10 protein-coding genes are annotated in these 11436 nt (G+C 69.0%); 9 read left to right on the forward strand and 1 reads right to left on the reverse strand.

The window, feature by feature from the left end:
* Positions 1-46 precede the first annotated feature (46 nt).
* The 7 genes from rapZ to ABZV91_RS27195 all read left to right on the forward strand — a co-directional run bounded on the left by rapZ (position 47) and on the right by ABZV91_RS27195 (position 7218).
* Entirely contained in the window at positions 47-1003 is a 957-nt protein-coding gene (gene rapZ, locus ABZV91_RS27165; RefSeq protein ID WP_355247408.1) for an RNase adapter RapZ, read from the forward strand.
* On the forward strand, positions 1000-2064 hold the full coding sequence (yvcK, locus tag ABZV91_RS27170; protein ID WP_355247411.1) for a uridine diphosphate-N-acetylglucosamine-binding protein YvcK: 1065 nt from the start codon (positions 1000-1002) through the stop codon (positions 2062-2064). The genes rapZ and yvcK overlap by 4 nt, the downstream gene beginning before the upstream one ends.
* Positions 2061-3038, forward strand: coding sequence for a DNA-binding protein WhiA (gene whiA, locus ABZV91_RS27175; protein WP_174372421.1), 978 nt, complete (start codon positions 2061-2063; stop codon positions 3036-3038). The genes yvcK and whiA overlap by 4 nt, the downstream gene beginning before the upstream one ends.
* 434 nt (positions 3039-3472) lie before the next feature.
* Positions 3473-4492 carry a type I glyceraldehyde-3-phosphate dehydrogenase gene (gene gap / locus ABZV91_RS27180; protein WP_355247415.1) on the forward strand — a complete coding sequence of 340 codons (1020 nt, stop codon included), beginning with the start codon at positions 3473-3475 and terminating at the stop codon, positions 4490-4492.
* A gap of 8 nt (positions 4493-4500) precedes the next feature.
* Entirely contained in the window at positions 4501-5724 is a 1224-nt protein-coding gene (locus tag ABZV91_RS27185; protein WP_355247418.1) for a phosphoglycerate kinase, read from the forward strand.
* A complete protein-coding gene (gene tpiA, locus ABZV91_RS27190; protein WP_355247421.1) occupies positions 5725-6510 on the forward strand; it encodes a triose-phosphate isomerase in 786 nt (261 codons plus the stop codon).
* A 291-nt stretch (positions 6511-6801) separates the two neighbouring features.
* Complete coding sequence (locus ABZV91_RS27195; protein ID WP_355247424.1) at positions 6802-7218, forward strand: type VII secretion system-associated protein; 417 nt, start codon at positions 6802-6804, stop codon at positions 7216-7218.
* A 57-nt stretch (positions 7219-7275) separates the two neighbouring features.
* On the opposite strand, the gene ABZV91_RS27200 is transcribed toward ABZV91_RS27195, so the two are convergent.
* Complete coding sequence (locus ABZV91_RS27200; protein ID WP_355247427.1) at positions 7276-8070, reverse strand: META domain-containing protein; 795 nt, start codon at positions 8068-8070, stop codon at positions 7276-7278.
* A gap of 145 nt (positions 8071-8215) precedes the next feature.
* Here ABZV91_RS27200 and ABZV91_RS27205 point away from each other — a divergent pair, with 145 nt between their 5' ends.
* Together ABZV91_RS27205 and ABZV91_RS27210 are read left to right on the forward strand one after the other, a co-directional pair.
* The gene (locus ABZV91_RS27205; RefSeq protein ID WP_355247430.1) at positions 8216-9565 is read left to right on the forward strand and encodes an MFS transporter; all 1350 of its coding nucleotides are present in this window, start codon (positions 8216-8218) and stop codon (positions 9563-9565) included.
* Positions 9566-9701: 136 nt separating this feature from the next.
* Positions 9702-11309, forward strand: coding sequence for an MFS transporter (locus tag ABZV91_RS27210; protein ID WP_355247433.1), 1608 nt, complete (start codon positions 9702-9704; stop codon positions 11307-11309).
* Positions 11310-11436 lie beyond the last annotated feature (127 nt).

The raw sequence follows: 11436 nt of genomic DNA on the forward strand, positions 1-11436 counted from the left end.
AGCTGGGTGACCGAAACGCAATTCCCGAACAAGATCCGGGTGGTACATGACTCGCGTCGAATCGAACAACAGTACGACAGTGGTGCCGGGTACCGGTTCCGGCTCGGGCACCCCGGTCGAAGTCGTGATGGTGACCGGCCTGTCCGGTGCGGGGCGGGGCACGGCCGCGCGGGTACTCGAGGATCTGGGCTGGTACGTCACCGACAATCTGCCGCCGGAACTGATCGGGCGCATGGTGGAACTGGGTTCCTCGGCCGATCCGCCCATACTGCGGCTGGCGATCGTCATGGATGTGCGCAGCCGGTTCTTCACCGGGGACCTGTCCGCCGTGACCGAACAGCTGCGCGCCCGCGGGGTCCCCACCCGCATCCTGTTCCTGGAGGCCTCCGACGATGTGCTGATCCGCCGGTTCGGTTTCGCCCGGCGTCGCCATCCGCTGCAGAACGACAGCGCCGAGGGGACCTTGTCGGCCGGTATCGCCGCGGAACGGGTCCGGCTCGCGGGGGTGAAGGCGGCCGCCGATGTGGTCATCGACACCACCGAACTGTCCATCCACCAATTGCACCGGAAACTGGAGGAGGTCTACGGCGGCGGCACGCCCGCTGCACTGCAGTTGACCGTTCAATCCTTCGGATTCAAGTACGGTGTCCCGCTGGACGCGGACATGGTGCTGGATGTGCGTTTCCTGCCCAACCCGCACTGGGTACCAGAACTTCGGCAGCACAGCGGTCAGGAAACGGTGGTCAGCGACTATGTGCTGTCACGTCCGGGCGCCGACGACTATCTGCGGACCTGTGATCACCTGATCGAGCTGACCACCCAGGGTTATCGCCAAGAGGGGAAGCGTTACATGACGGTCGCAGTGGGCTGCACCGGCGGGAGACATCGCAGCGTCGCGATCGCCGAGGCCCTCGGCAAGATCACCGGCAGCCGGATCGACGCGGGCGCGGACGGGCCGGTGGACGCGGTACGGGTACTGCACCGGGATCTGGGGCGCGAATGAGTCGCGCGGACAACGGAGCCGCCGACCCCTCCGGCCCCGCGGTCGTCGCGCTCGGCGGTGGCCACGGGCTGTACGCCACACTCACGGCGGTCCGGCGTGTCACGCGCCGGATCAGCGCGGTGGTGACGGTCGCCGACGACGGCGGTTCCTCCGGCCGGTTGCGTGCCGAACTCGGGGTGCCGCCCCCCGGCGACCTGCGCATGGCACTGGCCGCGCTGGCCGCCGACGCCGACGGTGTGCTCACCCGGACCGTGCAGCACCGATTCGGCGGTACCGGTGCGCTGGCCGGGCATTCCGTGGGCAACCTGCTGCTGGCCGGGCTCACCGAGGTACTCGGGGACCCGGTGGCCGCCCTCGACCAGGTGGGTGAGCTGCTCGGTATCCGCGGACGGGTGCTGCCCATGTCGAATATCCCGCTGGATATCGAGGCCGATGTCTCCGGGCTGGAGGCCGATCCGCGGGTGAGCCGATGCATCCGCGGCCAGGTCGCGGTCGCCACGACGCCGGGCAAGGTGCGGCGGGTGCGGCTGCTGCCCGCCGACCCACCGTCCTGCCCGGAGGCCACCGCCGCCATCGAACGCGCGGACGCGGTGATCCTGGGGCCCGGGTCCTGGTTCACCAGTGTGATACCGCATCTGCTCGTCCCGGGGCTCCGTGACGCACTGGTCCACACCCGGGCGCGTAAAGTGCTGATTCTGAACCTCGCCGCGCAGCCCGGTGAGACAGCGGGGTTCTCCGCCGAACGGCATCTCCATGTATTGTCCCAGCACGCACCGGATTTCGCGGTCGACGAGGTTCTGGTCGACTCCGGGTGCGTACCGGAAGGGCGGGAGCGTGAGCATGTGGCCAGGGCTGCCGGCCAATTACGGGCGCGAGTAGTCTTTTCCGATGTCGCCGACGCGGGAACCGACCGGCACGACCCCGGAAAGCTCGCCGCCGCACTGGATCAACTGATCCACGAGCCTCGGCCACAGTTGCCGGGGCTTCGAGTCGAGGGACGGCACATGGGTCAGGATGTGCGGTCCGGGTTGGGTGGAAAGGAGCACGTCTCGTGGCGATGACAGCCGAAGTGAAAGACGAGCTGAGCCGGCTCGCCGTAACACAGGTGAGTGCGCGCAAAGCCGAACTGTCCGCCCTGCTGCGTTTCGCCGGCGGCCTCCATATCGTCGGCGGGCGGGTGATAGTCGAAGCCGAAGTCGATATGGGCTCCATCGCCCGGCGGCTACGGCGGGAGATCTTCGAACTCTACGGATACGGGTCGGATGTGCATGTGCTCAGTGCCGGTGGCCTGCGCAAATCCTCCCGCTACGTGGTCCGGGTCGCGAAGGAGGGCGAAGCCCTCGCGCGGCAGACCGGCCTGCTCGACGTGCGCGGCCGGCCCGTGCGCGGCCTACCCGCCCAGGTCGTCGGCGGTAGCGTCGCGGACGCGGAAGCCGCGTGGCGCGGCGCCTTCCTGGCGCACGGTTCGCTCACCGAGCCCGGCCGTTCCTCGGCTCTCGAGGTGAGCTGCCCCGGACCCGAGGCCGCGCTGGCACTGGTCGGCGCCGCCCGGCGGCTCGGGATCTCCGCCAAGGCCCGCGAAGTGCGCGGTACCGACCGGGTCGTGGTCCGCGACGGCGAGGCCATCGGTGCCCTGCTCACCCGGATGGGCGCCCAGGACACCCGGCTCACCTGGGAAGAGCGCCGGATGCGCCGCGAGGTCCGCGCCACCGCGAACCGGCTCGCCAACTTCGACGACGCCAACCTGCGCCGTTCCGCCCGCGCCGCGGTGGCCGCGGCCGCCCGGGTGGAACGGGCTCTGGAACTGCTCGGCGAGGATGTGCCGGACCATCTGGCCGCGGCGGGGAAGCTGCGCGTCGAACACCGCCAGGCCTCCCTCGAGGAACTCGGTCAGCTCGCCGACCCTCCCATGACCAAGGACGCGGTGGCGGGCCGGATTCGGCGCTTGCTGTCGATGGCCGACCGGCGGGCGAAGGAGCTCGGGGTGCCGGATACGGAATCGGCGGTCACCGCGGAGTTGCTCGACGACGCCTGAGGCGGGTGGCGGTCACGGCCGGACGGCCCGCACCGGTCCGTCCGTCCGGCCCGCGGCGGGTCTGCGTGGTCGGCGGCCTCAGCGCAGCATGCACCAGGTACCACCAGGTACACCGCGCGGCCCAGGCCGTGCCCCCGGCGTGCGGGGTCGACGCCGACGGTACCCAGGAACCAGACCGGCCCGGCCGGGCGGTGCGGCGCCAGGGCCGCTTCCGCCGCGCTGTGCGCCACCGCGCGATCTCCGGCCAGTTCGGTGAAGCGCGGCGCGAGTTCCGCCATCCTCCCGGACGGCGGGCGGAGCTGCCGGAGTGCTCCGGCCGGGTGCGTCGATACCCGGTGCTCACGAACACCAGGTGCCTGTCGGAGAGGTGACCGCGAGGCATTAGGGTTGACAGGGCATCGGAACGATCCGCTTGACAGCTGAGGAGCGATAACGTGACTGTCCGGGTAGGTATCAACGGCTTCGGTCGTATCGGGCGTAACTTCTTCCGGGCGGTGGAGGCGCAGAAGGCGCTCGGCACCACCGATATCGAGATCGTGGCGGTCAACGACCTCACCGACAACGCGACCCTCGCCACGCTGCTGAAGTACGACTCGATCCTGGGCCGGCTGCCCCAGGATGTGTCGCTCGACGGTGAGGACACCATCGTGGTGGGCGATCAGCGCATCAAGGCGCTGGCCATCAAGGAGGGCCCGGCGGCACTGCCGTGGGGCGACCTGGGCGTGGACGTCGTGGTCGAGTCCACCGGTATCTTCACCGACGCCACCAAGGCCAAGGGGCACCTGGCCGCCGGCGCGAAGAAGGTCATCATCTCGGCCCCGGCCAAGGGCGAGGACATCACCATCGTGATGGGCGTCAACGACGACAAGTACGACGGCAGCCAGAACATCATCTCCAACGCCTCCTGCACCACCAACTGCCTGGGCCCGCTGGCCAAGGTGCTGCACGACGAGTTCGGCATCGTCAAGGGCCTGATGACCACCATCCACGCCTACACGCAGGACCAGAACCTGCAGGACGGCCCGCACAAGGATCTGCGCCGGGCCCGCGCCGCCGCGGTGAACATCGTGCCGACCAGCACCGGTGCGGCCAAGGCCATCGGCCTGGTGCTGCCGGACCTGAACGGCAAGCTGGACGGCTACTCCCTGCGGGTGCCGATCCCCACCGGCTCGATCACCGACCTGACGGCCGACCTCGCCAAGAAGGCGAGCGTGGACGAGATCAACGCGGCGTTCGAGGCGGCCGCCGAGGGACCGCTGAAGGGCATCCTGAAGTACAGCGTCGACCCGATCGTGTCCAGCGATATCGTCACCGACCCGCACTCGTCGATCTTCGACGCGCCGCTCACCAAGGTGATCGACGACCAGGTGAAGGTCTACTCCTGGTACGACAACGAGTGGGGCTACTCCAACCGTCTCGCCGACCTCATCGGCCTCGTCGGCAAGTCCCTCTGAGGAACGGCGTGACTGTCAAAACTCTGGAAGACCTCCTCGCCGAGGGTGTCGAGGGGCGCGGGGTACTGGTGCGCTCCGACCTCAATGTTCCGCTGGACAACGGGCAGATCACCGATCCGGGCCGGATCGTGGCGTCGGTGCCGACCCTCCGCGCGCTGGTGGAAGCCGGCGCGAAGGTGATCGTCACCGCCCATCTGGGCCGCCCGAAGGGTGCCCCGGATCCGGCGCTGTCGCTGGCTCCGGTGGCGACCCGGCTCGCCGCCGAACTGGGCCGCAATGTGCAGCTCGCCGGTGATGTGGTCGGTCAGGACGCGCTGGCACGGTCCGAGGGCCTGACCGACGGTGATGTGCTGCTGCTGGAGAACATCCGCTTCGATCCGCGGGAGACCAGCAAGGACGACGCCGAGCGCGCGAAGCTGGCCGCCGCGCTGGTGGAGCTGGTGGGCGACGACGGCGCGTTCGTCTCCGACGGTTTCGGTGTGGTGCACCGCAAGCAGGCGTCGGTGTACGACGTGGCGAAACTGCTGCCGCACTACGCGGGTACCCTCGTCGCCGCGGAAGCCGATGTGCTGGCCAAGCTGACCGAATCCACCGACCGCCCGTACGCGGTGGTGCTGGGCGGGTCCAAGGTGTCGGACAAGCTGGCGGTGATCGAGGCGTTGGCCCCCAAGGTCGACACCCTGGTCATCGGTGGCGGTATGTGCTTCACCTTCCTTGCCGCCCAGGGTCTTTCGGTCGGCTCCTCGCTGTTGCAGGAGGAGATGATCGAGACCTGCAAGGGTCTGCTGGATCGCTACGCCGACGTCATCCATCTGCCGCGCGATATCGTCGTCGCCGATTCCTTCTCCGCCGACGCGGAGTCGAAGGTCGTACCGGCGCACGAGATCCCGGACGGCCGGCTGGGCCTGGACATCGGCCCGGAGTCGGTGCAGCGTTTCGCGGCGCTGCTCACCGAGGCGCGCACCGTGTTCTGGAACGGCCCGATGGGCGTGTTCGAGTTCGAGAAGTTCGCGGCCGGAACCCGCGGGGTCGCCGAGGCCATCGCCACGGCCACCGGTAAGGGCGCGTTCACCGTGGTCGGTGGCGGCGATTCCGCCGCGGCCGTGCGGGCGCTCGGTATCCCGGAGGGCGATTTCTCGCATATCTCGACCGGTGGCGGTGCGTCGCTGGAGTACCTGGAAGGTAAGACGCTGCCCGGTATCAGCGTGCTCGAGGAAGCGGAGGGCGCGTAGATGGCCCGGAAACCGCTGATCGCGGGCAACTGGAAGATGAACCTCAATCACCTCGAGGCCATCGCCCTGGTCCAGAAGATCGCGTTCGCGCTGCCCGACAAGTACTTCGACAAGGTCGATGTGACGGTGATTCCGCCGTTCGTCGATATCCGCAGCGTGCAGACGCTGGTCGAGGGCGACAAACTGCGAATCACCTACGGTGCGCAGGATGTGTCGGTACACGAATCGGGGGCCTACACCGGCGAGATCAGCGCGGCGATGCTGGCCAAGCTGGGCTGCGCGTTCGCGGTGGTCGGGCATTCCGAGCGCCGCCAGTACCACAACGAGGACGACGCCACGGTGCTGGCGAAGGCCAAGCAGGCGCTGAAGCACGGCATCACGCCGATCGTCTGCATCGGTGAGGGCCTGAACGTGCGGGACGCGGGCACCCACGTCGAGTACAATCTCGAACAGTTGCGGGGCTCGCTGAAAGGCCTGTCGGCGGAGGAGATCGCGAAGGTGGTGATCGCCTACGAACCCGTGTGGGCGATCGGTACCGGCAAGGTCGCGACCCCGGCCGACGCGCAGGAGGTCTGCGGTGCGATCCGCGGCGAACTGGCGCAGCTGGCCGGCGAACAGGTCGCCGACACCGTCCGGGTGCTGTACGGCGGTTCGGTGAACGCGAAGAATGTCGGCGAGTTGACCTCGCAGACCGATATCGACGGGGCCCTGGTGGGTGGTGCGTCGCTCAAGGGCGACGAATTCGCCACCCTGTCCGCCATCGCGGCGGGCGGGCCGCTGCCCTGACCGATCGATGACCTGATGAAGCCCGCCGGTTTCCCACCGGCGGGCTTCGTCGTTCACGTACCGGGGCTACCGCGGGCCCCGGCCCGGAACCGGAGATCAGTTCCGCCGCAAGCCCGTTCATCCGTCGAGTATGCGGGTCCGGACGACCGGCTCGGAGCGAACGAGCTACTCGGTCACGGTCATACGGAAGAGCATTCGTTCGGATGACTGCGATGTCTCCGTCCGCGTGGAAAAATACCGCCGGACAGTGGAAAAATACCACCGGACAGAGGGATTCGAGAACGGAGACTTGTGGCGGGGCCACCGGCGGGCGGTCCCTTCCGGCCGAATCCGCGCTACCGCCCCAGCGGACCCGAGGTACCGACCGACCCCCTCGATGCCGTGCTGCGCCGGGTCGCGGCCGGTGAGCCGCTCGGCGCGGACCTCATCCGGATGCTCCGGGACTCGGTGGTGGAGATCGGCTGTGACGGATCCGGTCGGCCGATGCTGGGTGCGGCGCCCGACGGGACCCCGTGCGTCGTCGTGGTCACGGCCGAACTCCAGAAGACCGATGTCGAGGTGGACCTGTGGTCACCGGTTCACGGGCAGGCGCTCGCGGATGCCGTCCCGTCCGGAGCCGAAGTATTGCTGAACCCGACCGGGTCCGCGCCGGTACGTCTTCCGGTCGAAAGCCTGTGGACCGCTTCGGAGGAAACGGACCGCGGATGACGGAAAGTGCCGGAGCCGCGACGAGCACCACCGGACTCCGTCGGCGGCGATGTCGCACTATCGGGCGCGCAGGACGAGTCCGTGGCCGTTGGGGTTGTGGAGCGTGAGGGTGTCCGCGTCCACGGTGGCCTGTACGGTCCCGTCCAGGGCGGCCAGCACTGCCTGTTCGACTTCCATGATCTCCGGACCGCACATCATCCGGGTCGTGGCCGCGGTGAACGCGATATCGGCTCCGGCCGCTGTCCCCGTCACCACCGCCCGGCCGGTCATCCGGTTGCAGCCGGCGAAGCCGGTGAGCGAATCGTCGTCGGCGACGGTCAGCGACGGCCGGACCTGATCGATGGTCTGTGAGCTGATCCGGGCATCCGGGGTGAGCAGCGAGATCACCACCCATTCGGTGCCGCGAAGGGGGCGGTCCGGGTGCAGCACCTTCTTGTCGGTGAGGACCACGGTGGCGCCCTTCCCGGTGAGCGTCAAGCGGTCCTGATCGAGCTGCCAGGTGGGGTCGGCACGCAGCAGGTCGTCGACCCAGGCGTCGGAGCCGGCGCGGTCGCCCGGACAGCCGATCAGCGTGCTCGCCAGTTCGGAGACGTGTAGCACATGGTCGCGCAGATCCACCGCACCGCTGTGGGTGTTGCATCCGGCCTCCGCCGAGATCCGGTCGTCGGCGAAGGTGAGGGTGAGCGGGCCGCCGCCGGGGATGGGTGTGCCGGTGACCTCGGTGGATATATAGGTGTGGCCCCAGGGAGTGGGTTCGGGTGGGGTCGGTGCCGGCTCGCTGTCCGAGCACGCCGTCGCGGCGAGCACGAGCAGCGACAGGGCCGCGCCGATTCGGAGTGCTGGTCCCGGCATGACCGCGATGCTACCCGGCGTGCGGTCCGATTCCGGGCGCGAAAACCCGCCCCCCGCTCGAATCTCACTGATTCCAACGCTTCCTACCTGGGCCGTTGTCCTCATATCCTCGCTCGGCGATCGACGCGGGAGCGAAGGGAACACGATGTCACTACTGGAATCAGGGTCGGCCGGAGCCCGCCCGGACGATCGTGCCGCGTTGCCCGACGAGCGGCTCGGGGCCGCCGACACCAGAAAGGCGGTGGTGGCGAGCCTGATCGGCACCACCGTCGAGTGGTACGACTTCTTCCTCTACGCCACCGCGGCGGGTCTGGTCTTCGACAAACTCTTCTTCCCGACCAACAGCGCGTTCGTCGGGACCATGTTGTCGTTCGCGACCTTCGCCGTCGGCTTCCTGATGCGGCCGATCGGCGGGCTCGTTTTCGGCCATATCGGCGATCGGATCGGCCGCAAGCGCACCCTCGCCCTGACCATGGCGATCATGGGCGGATCCACGGCACTGATGGGTGTACTGCCGACCGCCGCCGCGATCGGTGTCGTGGCTCCGATCCTGCTCCTGCTGTTGCGGATGCTCCAGGGTTTCGCGCTCGGTGGGGAGTGGGCCGGTGCGGTACTGCTCGCCGTCGAGCACAGCCCGCGCCGGAAAGTGGGCCTGTTCGGCAGCTATCCGCAGGTCGGGCTGGCACTCGGGCTGGCCCTGGGGACCGGGGTGTTCGCGGTGCTGCGCACGACGCTGAGCGACACGGCGTTCCTCGACTACGGCTGGCGGATCGCGTTCGGTGCCAGCCTGGTGCTGGTACTGATCGGTCTGGTGGTGCGCCTGAAGATCGACGAGACGCCCGCGTTCCGGGAGGTCGACCGGCTCAACCGGATTTCGAAAGTGCCTGTGCTCGAGCTGTTCCGCAATGCCCGGTCCCGGCGCAACACCGTCCTCGGACTGCTGTCCCGCTGGGGTGAGGGCGCGGCATTCAACACCTGGGGTGTTTTCGCGATCACGTTCGCGACCGGTCATCTCGGCTTCGCGCAGGTGCCGGTGCTGGTGGCGGTCACCGTCGCCGCGGTGACGATGGCGGCGCTCATCCCGGTGTCCGGTCTGCTCGCCGACCGCTTCGGCCCGCGCCGGGTCTACATCGCCGGTATCGCCGCCTACGGTGTGCTGGTGTATCCGGTGTTCGCGCTTTTCGAGACCGGGAACATCGTGATCTTCACGGTCGCGATCATCGCGGTGTTCGGTGTGGCGCACGCGGTGTTCTACGGCGCGCAGGGCACCTTGTACGCGGGACTGTATCCGGCCGAGGTGCGATACACCGGATTGTCCTTCGTCTACCAGTTCTCCGGGATCTACGCGTCGGGCCTGACGCCGATGATCGTCACGGCGCTGATCGCGGCGGGGGGTTCGACACCGTGGCTGGCCTGCGGATACCTGGTGGCAACCGCGGTGGTGAGTGTGATCGCCACCTGGTTCGTCAGCGAGGACGACCGGCTCACCGCGTGAGCCCGCGGAGCGCCGCACCGCGCAGGGGACCGGGCCGCGTGCCGGTGTGTGCCGGGCCCGTGCCGCCGCCGGTACGGCCCGGTCCGGCGCCGGTCGCGGGCCCCTTCGCCCGGCGGGCCGGTCAGAGCGCGACGCTATGCTGTCCCGAGTGACTACAGCCGCAGCGAAACCAGTTTCCACTTGGGCGCCGTTGCGGTCGCGGGTCTATCGGGCGCTGTGGATCGCGCAACTGGTATCCAATCTGGGCACCTGGATGCAGATGGTCGGGGCCCAGTGGGTGCTGGTCGACGGACCCAATGCCGCCGCACTGGTCTCCTTCGTCCAGACCGCGACGACGCTGCCGGTGATGATCCTGGCCATCCCGTCCGGGGTGCTGGCCGACCTGCTGGACCGCCGCCGCCTGCTGCTGGGCGCGCAATCGACCATGGCGGTACTGGCGATCACCCTGGCGGTGTCCACCGCCGCTGGGCACACCACCCCCTCGGTTCTGCTCACCCTGCTGTTCCTGCTCGGCTGCGGCCAGGCGGTGGTGGGGCCCGCCTGGCAGGCCATCCAGCCCGAACTGGTGCCCCGGGATCAGATTCCCTCGGCCGCCGCGCTGGGCAGTATGAACATGAACATCGGCCGGGCGGTGGGACCGGCGATCGCCGGAGTCCTGGTCGCGCTGTCGGGTCCGGCACTGGTGTTCGCGCTCAACGCCGTATCGTTCGCCGCGATCGTCGCGGCGCTGCTGTTCTGGCGCCGGCCGCGGGTGGTCAAGGATCTGCCCAGTGAACGGCCCCTGGCGGCGCTGCAGGCGGGGACCCGCTTCATCAAGTCCGCACCCGCGATCCGACGCGTGCTGCTGCGCACCGCCCTGTTCGTCGCGCCCGCCAGCGCGCTGTGGTCACTGCTACCGGTGATCGCGCGCAACCAACTCGGTCTCGGTTCCTCCGGATACGGCCTCATGCTGGGCGCGCTCGGGGTGGGGGCGGTCCTCGGCGCGCTGGGCCTGGCCCGGGTACGCGCCTTGCTGACTCCCACCCAGCAGGTCGCGGTCGCCGCGGTGGTGTTCGGAATCGCCTGCTGCGGGACCGCGCTGCTGCGGGTGGAGGCGCTGGTGCTGCTCCTGCTCGTCTTCGCGGGCGCGTCGTGGCTGCTGACCCTGTCCACCATGAACGCGACCATGCAGTTGCTGCTGCCCGGCTGGGTCCGGGCCCGGGGGCTGTCGGTGTACCTGCTGGTGTTCATGGCCGGACAGGCGATCGGCTCGGTGGTGTGGGGTCTGGTCGCCGGGGCCTACGGCGCGGTCACCGCGCTGCTGGTGGCGGCGGTGCTGCTCGGCGTGTGCGCGCTCAGCACGATCTGGCTGCCGCTGCGGCAGTTCACGCCCGGTTTCGACCTGACGCCGCACGCGTACTGGCCGGAACCGCAACTGGTGGTGGAACCGGATCCCGACGACGGCCCGGTGCTGGTCCTCAAGGACTACGACGTACCGGCGGACAAGGTGCCGGAATTCCTGGCGGCCATGAGCTTCGTGGGGCGGTCACGGCAACGCACCGGCGCCATGGAATGGCGGGTGTACCGCGATGTGGGCAGTACGGACCGCTATGTGGAGGCGTTCGTGGTGCGTTCGTGGTCCGAGCACATGCAGCAGCACAAGGTGCGGCTGACGGCCCAGGATCTGATGCGTGAGCGGGCGGTATCGGAGTTCGCGCACGACGAGACGCTCACCCACCTGGTCTCGGTGGAACCGCGGACTTAGTAAGCGTCCGAGAACTTCCGTCAGTTGTGGCTGGGGGATGAGTCGCTGTCAGGCCTGGAGGTGCTGGACCGGCGAGTGTGGTTGCCGGTGGATGTTCGGCCTCCGGCGTGGCATAGCCGGAACATGA

Origin of the sequence: Nocardia sp. NPDC004568, from assembly GCF_040609955.1 — a bacterium.
Classification (GTDB): domain Bacteria; phylum Actinomycetota; class Actinomycetes; order Mycobacteriales; family Mycobacteriaceae; genus Nocardia.